Source organism: Listeria grayi, from assembly GCF_900638015.1.
In the GTDB taxonomy this organism is placed as follows: domain Bacteria; phylum Bacillota; class Bacilli; order Lactobacillales; family Listeriaceae; genus Listeria; species Listeria grayi.
The window spans coordinates 2476303-2497098 of the sequence record NZ_LR134483.1; the positions used below are offsets into that span (position 1 = coordinate 2476303).

Genomic DNA, 20796 nt, shown 5'->3' on the forward strand with positions numbered 1-20796 from the left:
GCTAGTCTAGCTTACCATGACAGTTTTTGTACTTCTTGCCGCTGCCGCATGGGCAAGGGTCGTTGCGTCCGATGTGTTTGTCTTTTCTGATCGGTTGACGTTTTGCTTTTGGTTTTCCTTCTGACGGGTCGACTGCATCGCCTTTTGCCACTTGCTCCCGCTCAAGGTTTTGTTGGATCTCTGCTTTCATAATGTAGCGTGCCACATCTTCATCGATAGAATCGATCATTGTATCAAACATCGCAAATCCTTCAGATTGATATTCACGAAGCGGATCGATTTGACCGTAGGCACGTAAATGAATGCCTTCTCGCAAGTGATCCATCGCATCAATATGATCTACCCATTTCGTATCGACTACACGAAGCAAGACTACTTTTTCAAATTCGTTAAACTCTTCTCGTGAAAGAAGTGTTTCTTTTTCATTATAGGCTTCTTTGATTTTTTCAAAGATAAAGTTTTGGATCTCTTCGCTATCTTTTTGTTTTAAATTATCCGTAGTGACAACGCCTTCTGGCAGCAGATTGGCATCTACATAATCAACGATCGCTTGTAGATTCCATTCCTCTTCTGGTTCATGGCTGGAAGCATGAGCAGATACAATGCGGTTGATCGTCCGCTCGATCATCTGCTCAATGATCTCACGCAATCCATTGTCTGCATTGATAACTTCATAACGCTGTTTATAAATAACTTCACGTTGCTGACGCAAAACATCATCATATTGCAAGACTTGTTTACGGGAATCGAAGTTGTTTCCTTCTACACGTCTTTGCGCTGATTCTACAGCACGGCTAACCATTTTACTTTGGATCGCTTCATCACTCATGCCAAAACGCTCCATCATGCTCTTCATGTTGTCCGACCCGAAACGACGCATCAATTCATCTTCCATAGAAAGATAGAATTGCGTTACACCTGGATCTCCTTGACGACCTGAACGACCACGCAACTGATTATCGATCCGGCGTGATTCATGACGTTCCGTACCGATAACCGCTAAACCGCCAGCTTCTACAGTACCTTCGCCAAGTTTAATATCCGTACCACGACCGGCCATATTGGTTGCGATCGTAACTGCACCTTTTTCACCCGCTTTGGCAATGATATCGGCTTCACGTTCATGCTGCTTTGCATTTAACACATCATGTTTTACGCCTTTGCGTTTTAGTTTTTGCGAAATCAATTCAGATGTTTCGATCGCTACCGTACCAACAAGAACTGGTTGACCATTGGCATGGCGTTCTGCAATGTCATCCACGACCGCACTGAATTTCGCATCCATAGTTGTATAGATCAAATCCGGTTTATCATCACGAATAATATCTTTATTCGTTGGGATCTCAATAACTCGCATGTTGTAGATATCGCGGAATTCTTCTTCTTCTGTTTTCGCTGTACCTGTCATCCCAGCTAATTTCTTATACATTCGGAAGTAGTTTTGGAAAGTGATCGTAGCCATCGTTTTCGATTCATTTTGAATCGTTACGCCTTCTTTAGCTTCTAAAGCTTGGTGTAATCCTTCGCTGAAGCGACGGCCTTTCATGATACGACCTGTAAATTGGTCCACGATCAGCACTTCGTCTTCTTGAACCACATAATCGACATCTAAGTCCATCGTGTAATTTGCTTTGAGTGCTTGCGCGATATGATGAAGAATCACCGTATTATCTAAATCAAAGAGGTTATCTACACCAAAATATTTTTCCCCTTTGGTCATCCCTTCTTCTGTTAATTGTACCGTTTTCGTCTTGATATCGACCGTAAAGTCAGTTTCTGCTGTTAAAGTTGTAACAAACGAATTTGCCCGTACATAAAGCAGCGTAGATTTTTCTGCTTCTCCAGAAATAATCAGCGGTGTTCTCGCTTCATCGATAAGAATAGAATCGACTTCATCGATGATGGCAAAAGATAATGGCCGCTGAACCATTTCTTCTTTATAAACAACCATGTTATCACGCAGGTAATCGAATCCTAATTCGTTATTGGTATTATAAGTGATGTCAGCTAGATAAGCTTCTCGTTTTTCTTCACTGGACATAGAATTCAAGTTGAGTCCTACTCGCAAACCTAAGAAGTCGTAAAGCACACCCATTTCTTCTGCATCCCGGTGAGCCAAGTATTCATTGACCGTAACCACATGGACTCCTTCGCCAGAAAGCGCGTTTAAATAAACCGGCAATGTAGCTGTCAACGTTTTACCTTCACCAGTTTTCATTTCTGCAATATTACCCTCATGCAGCACGATACCACCCATGAGCTGAACACGGAACGGATACAAGCCGAGTGCTCGTTTTGCGCCTTCGCGAGCAACCGCGAACGCCTCTACTAATAAATCATCTAAGGTCTCTCCATTTGCAAAACGCGCTTTGAATTCATCTGTTTTTCCGCGTAGTTGTTCATCAGATAGGCTTGCTGTTTCATCTGCTAATGCTTCTATTTGATCTGCCTTTTTCTCCAAATATTTTAAATCCTTTTTCCCAGATTCAAAAATTCGTTTTAATAAACCTGCCATTTTGATTCTCCTCTTCTGTTTCAACTTTATCCTGTCTTATATAAATTCTCGTTCATTTTTTCGATATGCTCCTTAATTTTATCACTAAACACGCAGAAAAGACAACATAATGATTAATTCTCTTACTAGAAAAACGCCTTACCAATCAATCAGGTAAGGCGTCGCATTATTTTTAAAAATCACTCAGTCTGCTTCTGTTTCGATCAGACCATACTTCCCGTCTTTGCGTTTATATACAATGTTGGTTCCATTTGTCTCTGCATCGTTGAATACAAAGAAATTATGCCCCAACAAATTCATTTGCAAAACTGCTTCTTCGCTATCCATTGGTTTTAGAGAAAAACTCTTTGTTCTCACGATCTCAATATCATAATCGCTGTCCGTTTCTTCAGACGGCGTGCTATCATTGATCTCCGAAAATGCAAAGTAGTCTTTTTCACTGCCTTTATCTCGGAATTTTCGGTTAACTTTCGTTTTATGCTTCCGGATTTGCCGTTCTAATTTATCTGCGATCAAGTCAACGCTTGCATACAAGTCGCCATTTGTTTCTTCCGCACGTAATACTAGATTGGGAAGCGGGATTGTCACTTCGACCTTTGCACTCTTATCGGAATAAACTTTCAAATTGACGTGTACGTTTGCGTCTGGTGTTTCATTGAAGTATCTTTCTAATTTATCGATTTTCTTTTCCACATAATCTCGGATCGGTTCTGTAACTTCAATATTCTCACCACGAATGTTGTACTTAAGCATAGCAATTCCTCCTTTGAGATAAAACAAAAATCACAACCAAGAAGCGTTAACTTCTTACCTTTAGTCTACGGTATATACACTGTTTTTGCAAATATTTATACCATATTTTTGTAAAGGTTTTCTTTATTTTTATCCCATTATGATTTTATACTTTAGTTTCCACATTCGACCCGACCGCAAACCTTTTTTAACGAAAAATCGTAATTGCTTCAATTTGCTTTGCACCATGTTCATGCAAAAGTTCTGCTGCACAATGAAGTGTAGCGCCTGTCGTGTATACATCATCCACCAATAAAATCGTTTTGCCGTTTATAGTTGCATCCGCAGTCAAAGAGAAGATTTGTTTCATACGAAGTCGTTCTTTGCGGCTTTTTTTCGACTGTTTACCTTGCTCTTTTCGTTGCAGCCAGTTTTGGTACGGTTGGGCGATGACTTGCAAAAGCGCTTCTGTTTGATTAAAGCCCCGCTCTTGCAGACGGTCTTCATGCAGTGGAATAACAATGATCTCTTCTACCGAAAGCTGTTCCAATTGCTTTTGGAGCGGTCTGCTAAAAACACGTGCGATCTCATAGTCTCCTCGGAATTTAAATTGAGTTGTAACTTCCTTTGCAAATTCATTGTAGTGATATAGCGAATAGTTTTTTTGTAGATATGCACGGCCGCTAGTTCTCCAGCTTTCACAATCTCTACAGACTCCACTGACAGCAGGTTTACTGCACCGCTCGCAACAAGGGGACTCTATAGGTTCAAAGGCATTCCTGCAGGTTTGGCAGCAGCGGTTTACATTGACCTCCCAAAAAGTCCAGCCGATTTTTTCCAGAATAACTGCTCCGCAAATAGGACACCTACGCTTCATCGCAGTAGTCCCGCTTCCCTAGCTAATCGGTTCATTTCATTGATTTGGCTGATCGCTCGGCAAATAGCAAGGGATTTTCCATAATGGAAAAAGCGGATCTCGCCTTGCGGGTATTCGGTTTTTCTTCCCACCCGTCCCGCGATCTGCACAAGTGCCGACTCGCTAAAAACTGCTTCTTCTGCACCGATAACACCGACTTGGACATTTGGAAAAGTAACTCCCCTTTCCAGAATCGTAGTGGTGAGCAACAATTGTATTTTCCCTTGACGCAGTTTCTCTACTTTGCTCTTACGCTCCGGATCTTCTGCATAGACAGATTCCACATCTTTGTATGCCGCTTGAAAAAGCGGATAGCTTTTCTTCATCAGAGTAATGCTAGGAAAGAAGAGCAATACCGGTTTGTTTTTCGAGAGAATCATATCCAGCCATGTTTCGATCTGAAATGGCAGTTTGCCTTTTTTTAATCTCCTTTGCCAATTGCCTATCCAAACCGCGATCGGGACAGGAAGTGGATAGCCATGATATCGTGCCGGGATTTTGACATGATCGCGCAGCCCAGTCGCACATTCTTGTTGCCAAGTACGCGTTGGTGTAGCAGTAATATAAATTTGCGTACACTTTTCTTTCGCAGCTTTATCAACAGCATAAGCTAGAAGAGGATCTTGACTATATGGAAAAGCATCGACCTCATCTATAAAAACCGTATCAAAAGCTCGATAGTATCGGACTAGCTGATGGGTCGTCGCAATGACAAAGCGTTCTCCCAAGTACTTTTCTTCAGATCCGCCATATAAACAGCATTTCGGGACATGCGGAAATGCTGCTTCTAATCGCGGTTGTAATTCTAAGCATACATCTACCCGTGGTGTCGCCAGCGCCACGCGTTCGCCATTCTGCAAAGCCCGATCGATTCCGGCAAAAAGCATTTCTGTTTTGCCTGATCCTGCCACCGCCCATAGTAAGAGTGGCTTCTTCTCTACTACTGCTTGTACGATACGCTCACTTGCTTGCTGTTGCGCCTCCGACAAGTCTCCTTGCCATTCCAAAAATGTTCTCCTTGATGGTGCTTCTTCTTCGCTTTTTCTATAAAATAAAGTCGTGCAGGCATTGACGCGACCCATCTGAATACAGCGACGGCAATACAAACAATCCTTCTTCCCACATAAACAAGGCATCTTCCCAAAATCGTCCCGATTTCCGCAGCGAAAACAGCGAGGAGGGTTTCCATTGATCCCTGCAATTGTTTGTAAGCCATCCGTTGCTTCTAATTCCGCCTTCGTATATAACTTCCCAGGAAAAACAGCCATTCTGCTACCTCCTTTGAAATAGTTATACACGATTTCTCCATTCTTTGCAGAAGCTACTTTGCTATTTTTAGCTAGGCTTCATTTCAAAAATAATATATTCTTCTATAAAAAAATAGTTTTTTGCACAGTGTTAGCTGCACAAAAAACTATTTTTACCTTTATTTGCTCGCCCAAGTCAATCCCAAAGCCCCTTCGCCTAAATGCGTTCCTATGACTGGACCGAAGTAAGACAAATGAAATTCAACCGTAGGGTAGTTTGTTTGTAAGACCTCTAGCCACTTTTGTCCACTCTCTGGATCATTGCCATGAATGACATAAGCTTGCTTTGCTTCTCCTCTTTTGACTGCTTGACCGAGTAATTCCTCAATTCGCTTCAATGCTTTTTTCTTAGTTCGTACTTTTTCAAAAAGTGTAATGACCTTATCTTCAAAATAAAGAATCGGTTTGATCTGTAATAAGCTTCCTATCAAGGCTTGCGCACCTGAAAGGCGGCCACCGCGTTGTAAGTTATTTAAATCATCCACAAGGAAATAAGCATCCATCGTTGTCAGCTTTTTTTCCAACGCTTCGAGGATCTCCTGCGAATCACTGCCTTGCGCAATTAGTTCACTTGCTTTAACAGCTAGAGAACCTTGCGCCATGCATGAAAGTCCAGAATCGATGCCGATCACTTCGATGCCTTCTACCATTTGACCAGACGACAGCGCATTTTGATAGGTTCCACTGATACCACTGGAAAGGTGGATGCTGAAGACATGGGTATACCCTTGTTCTTTCATTTCTTCAAATAACTGGACAAATTCCCCTGGTGAAGGTTGCGAAGAAGTTGGGAACTGGTCTGCCGCTTTTGCTTTTTCGTAAAATTCGGCTGTTGTAATATCAATTCCCTCTTTATAAACCTCACCGTCAATAATAACAGACAACGGGATGACGTGGATGTTATACTTTTCTACCGTTTCTGCCGGCAAATAAGCAGTGCTGTCCGTTACAACCGCAATCTTTTCTTTCATAATATCCCCCTTTAACGAATATAAACCCAACCATGCTTAATAGCAGTCACAACTGCTTGCGTACGATCATTTACTTTCATTTTCTGCAAAATACTACTCACATGATTTTTAACTGTTTTTTCACTGATAAAAAGTGCTTCCCCGATACTGCGGTTACTTTTCCCATCCGTCAACAATTGCAGTACCTCACATTCTCGATGGGTCAGCAAGTGCAATGGCATTTTCACTTCCGGCTGTCTGTAGCCATAATTACCCTGCGCAGAGCTGGAACTGGCTAAATTTCGATATTCCCGAATCAATTTGATAGCGGCTTTTGGATGGATATAAGCACCACCTTTATAAACTACTTTGATTGCTTCGATCAGTTCGTTCGCGTCCATTTCTTTTAATAGATAGCCGACTGCGCCAGTTTTCAAAGCAGATGAAACAAATTCATCAGAATCATGTATCGATAACATAATAATTTTTGCGCTTGGAAATTGCCTGATCAGCATCTCCGTAGCGTCTAAACCATTTACAGAGGGCATGTTGATATCCATCAAAATAACATCCGGACTCGCCTCTCTTACTTTTGACACAATATTTTTGCCATCTTCTGCTTCCAAGACCACTTCAAAAGAATCTTCCGTTTCAAGAATGTGTTTTAGTCCCTCGCGAAAGAGTTGGTGATCATCTACAATCATGATTTTGAGTGTCATTATGACTACCCCTCTCTTCATAAAAGTTATTTTGACCATGCAAAATAATCTTGTTGGTCAATTTATAGTGTTATTCATGATTTTCACCCTTTTTTAAGTAGTACTGGTTATTTATCATAACATACGCCAGAAATGGCCTGATGCCTTAGCTAATAACTTTCTATGCCATACAAAAATGTCTTAATACCTATTTACCCTTTTTCGACACCTGTCAAAAGTAATAGCAGAAATATTATAACATGGATTTGTTCCTACATCATCTCGAATAGCCCTTTTGTGCAGAAACAACTGTACAAGCGTTCTACTATCCGCTAAAATAAAATCAGATTCGCTAGACTAAGTACAGCTTGCGGAAAAGGATTAGCTTTTAAGCAAGCGGCTTATATTGGAGGCATTTTATGCTGGAACAGTACCTTACCATCAAACAAACCGGTGAACATGAGATCGTGATCGATAAATCTCGCTTTATCTGTTCCGTTTCACGTGCAGAAACTGAGGAAGAAGCGCAATCATTTATCGCACAGATCAAAAAAAAGCATAATCAAGCCACGCACAATTGTTCTGCCTATTTGATCGGAGAAAGAGATCAACATCAAAAAGCCAACGATGATGGCGAACCAAGTGGAACTGCCGGCGTGCCAATGCTGGAGGTTTTAAAAAAACGCCGCTTAAAAAACACGGTGGTGGTCGTTACTCGCTATTTCGGCGGGATCAAATTGGGAGCCGGTGGTCTTGTTAGAGCTTATGGGAATTCTGTGAGCGAAGCACTCCAAGCGATCGGCGTCGTCGAACGGACACTAGCTACCTTAGTAGATTGTACGATTTCATATCCCCAACTTGGGAAAGTTGAAAATCTGCTTACGCAAGAAAATTATCAGATTTATGAAAAGAATTTCACCGAAAATGTTGTCTTGACCATTTTTGTCGATCAAAATGATCTAGATACATTTGAAGCTTGGCTGATTGAAATGACGAATGGTCAAGTAGTATTAAAAAGGGGACAACAAAAATATCGCGAAAAGAGTGTTTAGTAAATGACAGACACTGAATTTTTAACGACTCTCCCAGAGGAGATCATCTCCAAGCGAGTCACCTTTAAGAAAACAAAAAGCGCTCATGCGGCGGCGCTTTTTTCCATTTGGTCGGATGAAGCTGTAGCAAGATACATGAATATCGAAAAATTCGCTACCGTTTCGCAAGCTCAAGAAATGATTCGATTGATCGAAGAAGAGCCTGCAGCCTGCCGTTATACATTATTCATTGAAGATCAGATCATAGGTTCGCTCGGTATCAATGATATCCTGTCTGCTGATAAAACAGCAGAGATCGGATACGAACTTGCCCAGCAATTTTGGCGCAGAGGAATCATGACTGAAGCGCTCACTACTTTTATCGAATTACTTGAAAAACAGACATATCTTCGCGGAGTCACAGCCAAGGTACTGCCCGATAATACCGCTTCGATCCGCTTACTAGAAAATCTGCACTTCGATTATCAATCCACTACGAAGGAATTCGAGCTATATACACAAGACGTTTGTACGGTTCTGAATTTTTTTCGCCAGTTTCAGTCTCTAAAAGATACTTAAGAAATATTTAAATTTTCTTCTTTGTATATATATTTCGCATTTCATTAGGTATAATAAAGCGAGTACACACAAAATCGCTTTAATCTTTTTAAGAATTCTTTAGTTTTGTGTAATCTTCTTGTAGGAAACGCATGATAAAATGTTATCAGTGCGCAAAGCATTACAAACCAACTTGTTGTTGCTAAACCGAAATTTAAGGAGAATTGATATATGACTAAACAACCGAAAGATCGCTCTGCCCTGCGAAAATACAAAAAACGCAGAAGAGTTCTGTATTGGGTCTTGATTCCACTCATGGTGATTGTTCTATCTGGAGTCGGCTATGGTACTTACTTATTTGCAAAAACGAAACTAGCTGCTGATAATGCCTTTGAAGATGTACGAGACGGCAAAATGTCCGATCTGCGTACTTCCGAAGTGGAGCCTATCAAAGACAGTTTTTCTATTCTATTGATTGGTGTCGATACTGGTAAAAAACGAGCGTCTGACGGCCCAGCCCGAAGCGACTCGCTGATCTTAGCGACATTCAATGTGAAAGAAAACCGTGTAAAAATGACGAGTATCCCTCGTGACTCTTATGTACACATCAGCTACCCTAAGAAAGATATTGATACGTATACGAAAATAAATGCTGCTCATGCATATGGCGGTCCAGCATTGACGATGCAGACGGTGCAGGAACAATTCAAAGTGCCGATCGATTATTATGTCCGATTCAATTTCGATTCATTCTTATCTATTGTTGATGCCCTCGGCGGTATCGATATGGATGTTCCAGTTACTTTCACCGAACAAAATTCAGACGATAAAGCAGGAGCGATCACACTTCACAAAGGAAGACAGCATTTAAACAGTGAACAAGCTCTAGCACTTGCTAGAACTCGTCACATCGATAACGACATCGAGCGCGGCAAGCGTCAGCAAATGATCATCAAAGCAATCGTGAAGAAAGCTTCTTCTATTAGCTCAATCAGTAAATATTCCAGCATTATCGACACCGTTGGAAAGAGCATGAAAACAAACTTGAAGTTTGATCAGATGCTTTCGATCGCTAAATACGGGATGACACACGATATCAAAATTGATTCTTTAGATCTTAAAGGCGGAGACGACCCGACAGATACGGTTTATTATTACAAATTAGATGAAAATTCTGTTCAGCAGATCGGTAATGAGTTTGCTAACGAATTAGACATCAACAAACCATTCTCAGGAGTACAGACTTATTCCGAAGCAATGAAGCAGGAAAATGAAGATTCTTCCTCAACGTCAACATCCGGAACAAGTTCTCCATGATCACTAAAAAGGCTTCCTTCAATAATCGAAGGAAGCCTTTTTTATCTTCGTTTACGATGGATCTTCTGCAACAACTGCAGTATCGGCCGATAATTTTCCCCAACCAAACCAATAAATTCCACGATCACCTCTACACTTATAAGCAATAAGATCAACAAAATAGCCGCGCCCCAAGTAGTCGAAAACGAGAATACGAAGCCAGTCATTGAAAACAGCAATGCCATCGCATAGATCAGCAGCACCGTTTGACGCGGTGTAAAGCCTAACGCCATCAGTCGATGATGCAGATGCGATCTGTCTGCCATGGAAATCGGAACTTTTGCTTTCCATCTTCGGATAATCGCAAAAAACGTATCGGAAAGTGGCACACCCAAAATAATGATCGGTACTAATAATGAGATAAAGGTAACGTTTTTGAATCCCATCAACGACAAAACAGCAATCATGTAGCCGAGAAATTGCGCTCCTGTATCTCCCATAAAAATGCTTGCCGGTGGAAAGTTAAAAATCAAGAATCCTAATACTGCAGCCGCTAGCACAAATGCGATCGGCGCAACAAAGGTATCCTTCAGCAAGATCGCCATGCCCGCAATCGTCATCAACGCAATAAAGGAAACTCCTCCTGCCAAGCCATCTAAACCATCGATCAAGTTGAGCGCATTAATGATTGCCACAATCCACAAAATAGAGATCGGGATCCCAAACACACCGAATTCCAGCTGTCCATAAAAAGGGATATTAATAAAGCCAATCGAAATATGCCCCCAAACCGTGACACATAATGCAGCAGCAATCTGGCCAAGCAATTTATAACGCGGCGCGAGTTCAATAATATCATCTATAATTCCTAAAATTACAATAATCAAGCCACCGACATAGACCGGCAAAAATTCCATCCAATCAATCGGCAAGAAAATGACGCCAGCTGTAAAGCCAAGAAAAAAAGCCACGCCGCCTAATGTAGCGGTGGTTTTCTTGTGCATATGCCTTTGTCTTGGCACATCTACCGCGCCAATCATAAAAGCGAATTTCCTGACGACAGGCACTAAGATAAGCGCCACCAAAAAGCCAACTAAAATACTCCACCAAATCACCTATCACTCACCTTCTTTCTTATCGAAATAATATGTACCTTCACTTTTTGTAAACGTGCTCAGATCTTCTCGCAGTTCAACACCGATCCCAATACCAGAAGGAATACGTAGCGAGCCGTTTTCCAACACAAAATCTTCTGTCAAAATATCTTTTTCGAAATAACGGTCTGTCGCTGAGATATCCCCAGGGAACGTAAATGCTTCATTCCCAGCCAAAGCCAAATTAAAAGCTCTCCCAATCCCCGCTTCATACATACCACCACACCAAACGAGCAGTTTGTTTTCCACACAAAATGAAATAATATCTAACGCTTCTGCGATCCCGCCAACTCTAGCGATTTTCAAATTAACTGCCTGACAGCTTCCCAAACGATAAGCTTGCTCCAAATCAGCAAGCGAACGGATATTTTCATCTAAACAGATTTTTGTCTGCAACTGTTTTTGGAGTTCTGCATGATAAAACAGATCGTTTACACCAAAAGGCTGTTCGATCATTTCCAAGTCAAGTGTGTCTATTTTTTTCAAGAGTTCTATATCCTGCCATTCGTAGGCGGAATTTGCATCTGCCATCATCGAAATAGACGGATATGCTTCGCGAACTGCTTTTAGATGTTCATAGTCTGAGCCTGGTTTGATTTTGATCTTGATACGCTGATAGCCTTCTTTCAAGTATGCTCCAACTGTTTTCACCAATGCTTCCGGCGTCGGTTGGATCCCAATGCTCACACCTACAGGAACAGTGCTTCTTTGCGTTCCCAGCAATTCGGCCAAGGAAATTCCTTTTCGTTTCGCATGTAAGTCCCACACCGCCGTTTCGACAGCAGCTTTGGCCATTTCATTCCCTCTGATCCAGCCAAACAGCGCTCTTACCTCTCGCGGATGACTGATCTCATGCTCCATTAAAAGTGGCAGCAACAGCCCTCTAATAAGCCCAAATGCACCTTCTAAGGTTTCTTCGGTATAATCAGGCAACTCAAAAGCTTCTAATTCTCCATAACCAGTAAAGCCCTGCTCGTCTTCTAAAGCCAGTAAAAAGAAGTGCTTGGCAGTCTGGACACCATAGCTAGTCTGGATATTTGCACGAAATGACAAGGACAATTCTTTCCATTCTACTTTTCGGATCTGCATGTTCCTCACCTGTTTCTTCTTTTTTTCTCACGTCTGACCGCCATCATAAACTGCGGAATCGCAAAGTAGCGACGCCATCTGGAAGGATTCGTCATCAAGCGATAAAACCATTCCAACCGCAAGACGATCCAAAGCTTCGGCGCACGTTTGACGCTTCCAGAAAGCACGTCAAAGCTACCACCGACTCCCATGAAGATCCCTTTATCAAATGTAGGCAACTGCGATAAGATCCACTTTTCCTGCGCCGGAGCTCCTAAAGCCACAAAGACAAAGTCTGCTCCGCTAGCACGTATCTCTTCCGCAATCGCCATGCTCTCATTCACATCAAAGTAGCCATGCCTGATCCCCACGATTTCTAACGCAGGATAAGCATCGGCTAATGTATTTTTCATTAATTCGCTTATTTCCGGCTTTGCGCCTAAAAAATAGACCCGTAATCTTTGCGCGCTTGCCGCCTCTAATACGCCCGTCAATGTATCAAATCCAGTTACACGTTCGGGAAGCGGATCACCGAATTGTTCAGCCGCCATTAAAATCCCGACGCCATCTGCGACGATATAGTCAGCTTGCAAAACAACTTGTTTAAAGGTGTTGTCTTGCCTAGTCTGCATGACGATCTCTGGATTCGCGGTCACAACAAACCGTTTTTTCCCTTCCAGTGCGTCTTGGATAAGCAGCTGCACAAATTCCGATTGCGTGACAGCCAAAAAAGGGATTCCTAATATATCTACTTGTTTTCGTTCCATATAATCAATTACTCCTCGTATAGACGATGATATCTTTTAGTTTATCATAAATCAATACGAGTTCCTAACCCTATCCGCGGCTTTCCACAAAAAAATAGGAAGCCTTAGCCGGCTTCCTATTTGATCATTTCATTTAATTCTTAGTACCAACCTTTAGATTCCCAGTGTGCTTTTGCATTGTCCCAAGAACCGTATCTTTCAGAAACATATTTGTCTGCTACACGTTCTTGGTTAGCAGCAGAATGATCCCCATTAAGATAAGAAGCGTCTAATTGATACTTCCCAACATAACGACCATTTCTAGCTGAGTAAGAACCGCCGGATTCGCGTTGTGCGATCCATGCTTTTGCAGAAGAGTTATTGCTTGAAGCAGCTGGTTTAGCTTCAGATGCAGTGCTTGCTTGTTGTTTGTTTTCAGCTGGTTGCGCTTGTTTTGGCGCTGGTTGTGCAGGTGCTTGTTGTTTTGGTGCTGGAGCTGGTGTTGCCGCTACAGTTGGAGCATCATTATTAGTGCCACCAATAGTTAATACTTGTCCTGTTACGATCAAATCGGAAGAAAGTTTATTCCAAGATTTCAAGTTAGCAACAGAAACGTTCTTCTTCTTAGCAATGTGACTAAGTGTATCTCCTTGTACTACTTTATATTTGGATACGTTAGAAGATCCTTCGTTAATTTTAAGAACTTGTCCAGGGAAAACGATGTTGGATTTTAGATTGTTTTCCTTCTTCAAGTCATTTATAGACACATTGTGAGTTTTCGATACTTTCCATAATGAATCCCCTTTTTGTACTTTAACCTCTGCGGCAAAAGTTGGGGTGGAGCTTGCTCCTGCGATAATCAATCCTGCAACTACCGCTACGAATGCTTTTTTCATGTAATAAAAACCTCCTTGTTAATTACGAGACTTATCGTACCACATGAAAAAACAGACTTGGTTACCAGAAAGTTAAACCTGTTTGACAGACGAGCCATATTTTGCGCTTTCATTGAAATATTTGTAAAAAAGCACGATTGCGGAATTTTTCAGACAACTTTAGTTTTTAGTGATTTCTGTCTTAAAAACCGACAAATCCTTTGTGCTGCAAGCAAATAACGATTTATCGTCAAAAAAAGGTCTTAGTTCATTAAATGAACTATTGATAGTAAAACAGACAATAATTGGAAAAATTTTCCATTACAATATTGAACTGTTTTTAGTGATTTTGTGGCTTGTTTTGTTGTTTTCTAGTTCTTTTTCGGGAAATTGAAGGAGTTTTATAACAAAATGTTACGAAAAAAGGCGAATTTGTGCGCTTTACTAATCAAAAATCTATTTTTGAGGGAGCTTTTTCTTTTCAAAATCGACATTTATTCTAAAGAGAAAATATCGTTTTAACCCGATAATAGCGCTACATAATCACTTTTTAACAGGTTGCCGAAAGCCAAATATTCCTGCATAATACTAAAAAAAGAACCTACTCATTTTCACAAGCAAGCTCTTTTTTCCTCATTTATTCAGGTACATCCGATAAAGCAAACATAATTTCTGCTTCACAGACGATCTCATCTTCCACCGTTGCTTTCACTTTTGCTTTTGCAATAGCACCACGCATTCTAGTGATTTCTGATTCTAAAACCAGCTGATCTCCTGGAATAACTTGGCGTTTAAAACGGCAACCATCAATGCCGGCAAATAAACCGATTTTATTTTCATTGCCATCAGCTCCTAGCATCGCGATCCCACTAGCTTGTGCTAATGCTTCTACGATCAAAACACCAGGCATAACCGGATAATCCGGGAAATGTCCATTGAAGAACTCTTCGTTCGCGGTGACATTTTTGATTGCTTTGACTTTTTTACCAGCCTCTACTTCAATTACTCTATCGATCAATAAAAAAGGATAGCGGTGAGGCAATATTTTTTTGATTTCTTTAATATCAAGCATGAACGATTTCCTCCTAATTACTTAGAATTTACTTGTCCCTTTCTTTTTAGAAAGAGCATCTAGTAAAATACCTGTTCCAAGCGCCACAACATCTAAAGGACTTTCTGTTACTAAAACAGGAACCTTCAATTGTTCTGCCAGCAATAAGTCTAAACCGTCCAGCAATGAGCCTCCACCTGTCATGATGATACCGCGGTCAATAATATCCGCAGATAATTCTGGTGGTGTTTGTTCGAGCACTTGTTTCGCCGCTTGAACAATGATCTGTAAGGAATCATGGATCGCTTCTTCCACTTCTTCACTTTGAATAGTGATCGTTTTTGGCAAACCGCTTAATAGATCTCTACCGCGAATCTCTAATTGTTCCTGCTTGTTCCCTTTAAAAGCTGTCCCAATTTGAATTTTAATGTTTTCAGAAGTTCTTTCACCAATCAATAAATTGTATTTACGCTTCACGTACTGAAGAATATCGTTGTCCCATACGTTACCGGCTACTTTTACGGATTGACTTGTTACGATGTCTCCCATAGAAAGGACCGCAATATCCGCCGTCCCACCGCCAATATCGATGACCATGTTGCCGCTTGGTTCATAAATATCCATGCCTGCACCGATCGCTGCGACTTTTGGTTCTTCTTCAAGGAAAATTTGCTTCCCACCGCTTTTCATTGCTACTTCTCTAATCGCATTTTGCTCTACCGTCGTGATATTCGTAGGGCAGCAGATCAAAATTCTCGGTTTTGAAAAAAAGGTACGCAAGTTAAGCTTTGTAATGAAGAAACGCAGCATCTCTTGTACAATATCGAAATCTGCGATCACACCGTCTTTCATTGGTCGAATCGCAGTAATATCTCCAGGTGTTCTCCCTACCATATTTCTTGCTTCAGTACCAACGGCTAAAACTGCACCCGTTTTATTGTTTACTGCTACTACAGATGGTTCATTAATCACAATACCTTTTCCCTTAACATGGATCAATACGTTTGCTGTTCCTAAATCTATGCCGACATCTTTTGCCATCTATCCATTAACTCCTCTCTTAATATGTATTTATCTTTTTATTTACACGCTTCTTTTGAATTATAGCACAAATCAAACAACGTTAGGAAAGCTTTTTCATAAAAAAACACCCCGTCAAAATTATTTGACGAGGTGTCGGATATTAATTATTCAAATAGAGAGGCAATTGGTTGAGTTTTTAAAACTTCATCATCTACACGTTCGATGTCAGCACCAAGCGCTTGAAGTTTTTTGTGGAAATTGAAGTAACCACGATCTAAGTATTTCAATTCTGTCACTTGTGTATATCCTTCAGCTACAAGTCCTGCAAGGATAAGTGCAGCCGCTGCACGTAAATCTGTCGCAGCAACTTCAGCTCCTTGAAGTTTTGCAGGTCCAGAAATAATAACCGAATGACCTTCGATTTTCATGTCAGCATTCATGCGGCGCATTTCTTCCACATGCATAAAGCGATTTTCAAAAACCGTTTCTGTCATTAGGCTTGTACCTTCACTGAGCATTTGGATAATTGTCATTTGTGCTTGCATATCAGTAGGGAAACCTGGGTGAGGCATTGTTTTCACGTCAACAGCTTTTAGTTTTTCTGGAGCTATAACACGGATCCCTTTATCTTCCTCAATGATTTGAACGCCCATTTCTTCAAGCTTTGCAATAACGGAACTAATATGTTCTGGCACTGCATCTTCAATCAGAACATTACCGCCAGCGATTGCAGCAGCGATCATGAATGTTCCTACTTCAATACGGTCAGGAATAATATTATGTTCAGTTGCTACTAGTTCTTTCACGCCCTCAATACGGATAACTTCCGTACCAGCACCAATAACGCGTGCACCCATTTGATTCAAGAAGTTAGCCAAGTCAACAATCTCTGGTTCACGTGCTACGTTTTCGATAACAGTTGTACCTTCTGCAAGTGTCGCTGCCATCATGATATTTTGAGTTGCTCCTACACTAGGAAAATCTAAGTAAATTTTTGCACCTGTCAATTTTTCAGCAGTTGCTTCAATATAGCCATTTTCAATGTTCACGACAGCTCCCATTGCTTCAAAGCCCTTCAAATGAAGATCTACCGGGCGCGAACCAATCGCACATCCGCCTGGCAATGCCACTTTAGCAGAACCAGTTCGAGCCAACAAAGGCCCCATTACAACAACAGACGCCCGCATTTTACGCACATACTCAAACGGTGCATCAGAAGTGATCGCCCCGCTTGCATCTACAGTAACTTGTCCATCTTCAAATTGCACATCTGCGTTTAAATACTTCAATACTTCATTAATCGTATAGACATCTGATAAACTAGGTACATTATCTAATTTGCTTTTGCCTTTGCTCGCCAGTAAAGTTGCAGCAATAATTGGAAGAACAGCATTTTTTGCACCTTCGACCTTAACGGTACCGTTTAATTGTTTTCCTCCGCGAACAATAATTTTTTCCAAAACTAACCCCTCCGTGTTACTGATAACATCAATCAATTATTATTTATTCTCATTTATTTTATTTAGTTCATATAATTAATAATATCCAAATCATTCTACCATTTTTTACTATAACATTTCAACCGAAAAAAGACTACTAGAATTACTTCTATAAGTATACACGGAATGTAAGAAATTAAACTGTTTTCCATGAAAATCATGCTAAATTACCTAGGAAAAAGTTAATTACCTTGAAGATTTTAGCAAATATTATTGGCCACAGTAGAAAATTAGGCCTTTAGTAACAATTGTAACATTTAACATCTTTTCGACATATTTTGTTAGGAAAATAAATTCACGAGCTGTTTCGAAGCGGCAAGATATTCGAGAAAAAACTTGCTGACTGTATAGCCGATCGCGACAGAAAGCATGACGAAAAGCAATCTTGCTTGCATGACATGATTTTTTTTCAGCCATTTTTCGTATTGGATCGCTTGTAATGCCCAAAAAGCAATCACGGTAAAAAGTAGATGCGAGATGATGATCGTGATGGGTTGCTCCATAATAATATTATACATTTTAGTCTCCTTCCTTTTAATGAAGAAAAAACTCTCCATCTTTACGACAGAGAGTTTGGTTTTTAACGATGATTTTTTGCTTGAATGCGGTTTATTGCTCGTCGAAGCGCCAATTCAGCCATCAACTCGTCTACTTTTTGATCTTTTGCGAGTTGAAGTTCTTGTTCAGCACGTTCTTTTGCCTTCTCAGCGCGGTTGATATCAATATCTTGTTCACGTTCTGCCGTATCTGCTAGGATATTAACTTCTTCCCCATTAACTTCCATAAAGCCGCCGTTAACAGCCACCCATTCTTCTGAATCCTCCAACTTTATGCGGACGATATCAATGTTGAGTGGTGCGACAAGCGGGACATGTCCGTGCAAAATACCAAGTTCACCGGCTTTTGTCCGAGCAATCACCATATTAGCGTTACCTTCGTAGACAGGACCATCGGGAGTAACAATACTTACGTTCAATGAGCTCATTTTGTATCCCCTCCTGGATTATCAGACTTCAACGCCCATGTCTTTCGCTTTTTCCAGCACTTCTTCAATGCGTCCAACTAAACGGAAAGCATCTTCAGGAATGTGGTCATATTTACCAGCTAGAATATCTTTAAATCCTTTAACAGTTTCTTTTACTGGTACATACGAACCTGCTTGACCAGTAAATTGTTCTGCTACGTGGAAGTTTTGAGATAGGAAGAACTGCACGCGACGTGCACGTGAAACAGCTAGCTTATCTTCATCAGATAATTCATCCATACCTAGAATAGCAATGATATCTTGCAGTTCACGATAACGTTGCAATAAACGTTGTACGCCAGTTGCGATATTGTAATGTTCTTCTCCTACGATTTCTGGAGAAAGCGCACGGGAAGTAGAAGCAAGTGGGTCAACAGCTGGGTAAATACCTTGTTCTGTTAATTTACGTTCCAAGTTTGTTGTTGCATCTAAGTGAGCGAATGTTGTTGCTGGCGCTGGGTCAGTATAGTCATCGGCTGGTACATAGATCGCTTGGATAGAAGTTACAGAACCTACATTTGTAGAAGTGATCCGTTCTTGTAATTGCCCCATTTCCGTTGCAAGTGTTGGTTGGTAACCAACGGCTGATGGCATACGGCCTAATAGCGCTGATACTTCTGATCCGGCTTGAGTAAAGCGGAAGATGTTATCAATAAACAGCAATACATCTTGGTGTTCTACATCACGGAAGTATTCCGCAATTGTAAGACCAGTTAGGGCAACACGCATACGAGCACCTGGTGGCTCGTTCATTTGTCCAAATACCATGGCTGTTTTTTCAATAACGCCAGAATCTTTCATTTCAAAGTAAAGGTCGTTCCCTTCACGAGTACGTTCTCCAACGCCGGCGAATACGGAAATACCACCGTGTTCTTGAGCGATGTTATTGATCAATTCTTGGATAAGTACCGTTTTACCTACACCGGCACCACCGAAAAGTCCGATTTTACCACCTTTAACATATGGCGCTAGCAAGTCTACTACTTTGATACCTGTTTCCAGGATCTCCGTTTTCGTTGCTAGTTCATCAAAAGTTGGTGCCGGACGGTGAATTTTATTACGCTGTATATCCGCTGCAATTGGTTCGTCTAAGTCGATAGTTTCTCCTAATACGTTGAATACACGTCCTAGAGTAATATTTCCTACTGGAACAGTGATTGGACTTTCTGTATCACGTACAGCCATTCCTCTTTGAATACCATCTGTAGATTCCATTGCAATTGTACGAACCACGTCATCACCAAGTTGGATCGCAACTTCGAGTGTTAGACTGATGTCTTTTTCATTTTCGGACTTCGCTGAACCTTCCACAATTAGGGCATTATAGATTTCAGGCAGATTTCCGCCTTCAAATTTAACGTCTACAACTGGGCCCATAACTTGGATTACTTGTCCTTTTGCCATGCCGTTTTTCCTCCTCACTTACTTAACCGAAAATCGCTGGAACAGGCTACTCGAGTGCAGCTGCTCCTCCGACGATCTCAGTGATTTCTTGTGTAATCGCAGCTTGACGTGCGCGATTATATTGTAATGATAAATCATCGATAACATCCGATGCATTATCAGTTGCGCTCTTCATAGCTGTCATACGAGCAGCATGTTCCGCCGCTTTGGCATCAAGTAGGGAGCCAAAAATCAAACTCTCTACATATTGTGGTAACAAGACTTCTAGGATTTCTTCCTCAGAAGGCTCAAATTCATATGTGGTAAGATCTACTTCTTCTTCCCCCGCCTCGTGGAACTCTGTAAGTGGTAAAAGTTTTTCCTTACGAAGTTCGTTTGAAATGGAGTTAATGTGATGGATGTAATGGATATACACTTCATCAAATAGACCGTCTTCAAACATTTGAACCGTGTTTTTCGCGATTTCTTTGATTTCGGCAAAGCCTGGATGATCGGATATCCCTTGTACTTCAAGGACGATATTCATTCCTCTCGCTTTGAAAAAGTCACGGGCATTTCTACCAATCGCGATAATACCATATTCATCATCTGAATGATGATTGCTGTCGATTTCTTGGAATACGGATTTGATTACATTACTATTATACGAACCTGCTAGTCCCGTATCCGAAGTGATGACGATATGACCGATCCGTTTTACCGGACGTTTTACCATCATCGGATGGTCATTGCCATTTCCCGTAGCTGCTACGTGGGTCACTACTTCTTTGATTTTAGACACATAAGGCTGATAGGCGCGAGCATTCGCTTCCGCACGGCCTAGTTTAGAAGCAGAGACCATCTGCATAGCTTTTGTGATTTGGCTGGTTTTTTTCGTGGAACTGATTCGTTGTTTGATATCGATTAAAGATGCCAAAGATTTTCACCACCTTTGATTGGTTTGAAATTA

Annotated in this window: 20 protein-coding genes; 3 read left to right on the top strand and 17 right to left on the bottom strand. The window is 41.1% G+C overall.

All coding sequences use genetic code 11. The annotated features are described in order from the left end of the window. Position 1 precedes the first annotated feature (1 nt). The 6 genes from secA to EL241_RS12180 form a co-directional block, all read right to left on the bottom strand. Positions 2–2515: a preprotein translocase subunit SecA gene (gene secA, locus EL241_RS12155; protein ID WP_003758854.1), complete on the bottom strand. Its 2514-nt coding sequence runs from the start codon at positions 2513–2515 to the stop codon at positions 2–4. A 183-nt stretch (positions 2516–2698) separates the two neighbouring features. Next, the gene (gene hpf, locus EL241_RS12160) at positions 2699–3268 is read right to left on the bottom strand and encodes a ribosome hibernation-promoting factor, HPF/YfiA family (protein ID WP_003758852.1); all 570 of its coding nucleotides are present in this window, start codon (positions 3266–3268) and stop codon (positions 2699–2701) included. Positions 3269–3455: 187 nt separating this feature from the next. After that, complete coding sequence (locus tag EL241_RS12165) at positions 3456–4124, bottom strand: ComFC family protein (protein WP_126320626.1); 669 nt, start codon at positions 4122–4124, stop codon at positions 3456–3458. Further along, positions 4121–5431 carry an ATP-dependent helicase ComFA gene (locus EL241_RS12170; RefSeq protein WP_036105623.1) on the bottom strand — a complete coding sequence of 437 codons (1311 nt, stop codon included), beginning with the start codon at positions 5429–5431 and terminating at the stop codon, positions 4121–4123. The genes EL241_RS12165 and EL241_RS12170 overlap by 4 nt, the downstream gene beginning before the upstream one ends. A gap of 158 nt (positions 5432–5589) precedes the next feature. After that, complete coding sequence (locus tag EL241_RS12175; RefSeq protein ID WP_036105620.1) at positions 5590–6441, bottom strand: DegV family protein; 852 nt, start codon at positions 6439–6441, stop codon at positions 5590–5592. Between the two features lie 11 nt (positions 6442–6452). Then, positions 6453–7139, bottom strand: a complete 687-nt coding sequence (locus tag EL241_RS12180; protein ID WP_036105618.1) for a response regulator transcription factor — start codon at positions 7137–7139, stop codon at positions 6453–6455. 398 nt (positions 7140–7537) lie between these two features. On the opposite strand from EL241_RS12180, the gene EL241_RS12185 reads away from it, so the two are divergent. From EL241_RS12185 to EL241_RS12195, 3 genes are all read left to right on the top strand, one after another. Then, the gene (locus EL241_RS12185; protein WP_126320627.1) at positions 7538–8170 is read left to right on the top strand and encodes a YigZ family protein; all 633 of its coding nucleotides are present in this window, start codon (positions 7538–7540) and stop codon (positions 8168–8170) included. Positions 8171–8173: 3 nt separating this feature from the next. Beyond that, positions 8174–8728: a GNAT family N-acetyltransferase gene (locus EL241_RS12190; RefSeq protein ID WP_003758840.1), complete on the top strand. Its 555-nt coding sequence runs from the start codon at positions 8174–8176 to the stop codon at positions 8726–8728. A gap of 210 nt (positions 8729–8938) precedes the next feature. Next, positions 8939–10024 (top strand): LCP family protein, encoded by a 1086-nt coding sequence (locus EL241_RS12195; RefSeq protein ID WP_036105612.1) that lies wholly within the window; start codon positions 8939–8941, stop codon positions 10022–10024. 41 nt (positions 10025–10065) lie between these two features. On the opposite strand, the gene EL241_RS12200 is transcribed toward EL241_RS12195, so the two are convergent. The 11 genes from EL241_RS12200 to EL241_RS12250 form a co-directional block, all read right to left on the bottom strand. Continuing rightward, entirely contained in the window at positions 10066–11118 is a 1053-nt protein-coding gene (locus EL241_RS12200) for a glycosyltransferase family 4 protein (protein ID WP_126320628.1), read from the bottom strand. Between the two features lie 3 nt (positions 11119–11121). Continuing rightward, a complete protein-coding gene (gene menC / locus EL241_RS12205; protein WP_036105610.1) occupies positions 11122–12246 on the bottom strand; it encodes an o-succinylbenzoate synthase in 1125 nt (374 codons plus the stop codon). Between the two features lie 5 nt (positions 12247–12251). Then, positions 12252–12992, bottom strand: coding sequence for a WecB/TagA/CpsF family glycosyltransferase (locus tag EL241_RS12210; RefSeq protein ID WP_036105607.1), 741 nt, complete (start codon positions 12990–12992; stop codon positions 12252–12254). A gap of 140 nt (positions 12993–13132) precedes the next feature. After that, complete coding sequence (gene apf / locus EL241_RS13865) at positions 13133–13867, bottom strand: aggregation-promoting factor (RefSeq protein WP_052009147.1); 735 nt, start codon at positions 13865–13867, stop codon at positions 13133–13135. A 616-nt stretch (positions 13868–14483) separates the two neighbouring features. Next, positions 14484–14918: a 3-hydroxyacyl-ACP dehydratase FabZ gene (gene fabZ / locus EL241_RS12220; protein WP_003758829.1), complete on the bottom strand. Its 435-nt coding sequence runs from the start codon at positions 14916–14918 to the stop codon at positions 14484–14486. Positions 14919–14939: 21 nt separating this feature from the next. Further along, a complete protein-coding gene (gene mreB / locus EL241_RS12225; RefSeq protein ID WP_003758827.1) occupies positions 14940–15938 on the bottom strand; it encodes a rod shape-determining protein MreB in 999 nt (332 codons plus the stop codon). 146 nt (positions 15939–16084) lie between these two features. Beyond that, the gene (gene murA, locus EL241_RS12230; protein WP_036105602.1) at positions 16085–17380 is read right to left on the bottom strand and encodes a UDP-N-acetylglucosamine 1-carboxyvinyltransferase; all 1296 of its coding nucleotides are present in this window, start codon (positions 17378–17380) and stop codon (positions 16085–16087) included. Between the two features lie 320 nt (positions 17381–17700). Beyond that, a complete protein-coding gene (locus EL241_RS12235) occupies positions 17701–17937 on the bottom strand; it encodes a DUF1146 family protein (protein ID WP_036105600.1) in 237 nt (78 codons plus the stop codon). 62 nt (positions 17938–17999) lie between these two features. Then, the gene (locus tag EL241_RS12240; protein ID WP_003758820.1) at positions 18000–18404 is read right to left on the bottom strand and encodes a F0F1 ATP synthase subunit epsilon; all 405 of its coding nucleotides are present in this window, start codon (positions 18402–18404) and stop codon (positions 18000–18002) included. Between the two features lie 21 nt (positions 18405–18425). Then, on the bottom strand, positions 18426–19847 hold the full coding sequence (atpD, locus tag EL241_RS12245; protein WP_003758818.1) for a F0F1 ATP synthase subunit beta: 1422 nt from the start codon (positions 19845–19847) through the stop codon (positions 18426–18428). A 46-nt stretch (positions 19848–19893) separates the two neighbouring features. After that, complete coding sequence (locus tag EL241_RS12250; RefSeq protein WP_003758817.1) at positions 19894–20763, bottom strand: F0F1 ATP synthase subunit gamma; 870 nt, start codon at positions 20761–20763, stop codon at positions 19894–19896. Positions 20764–20796: the final 33 nt, after the last annotated feature.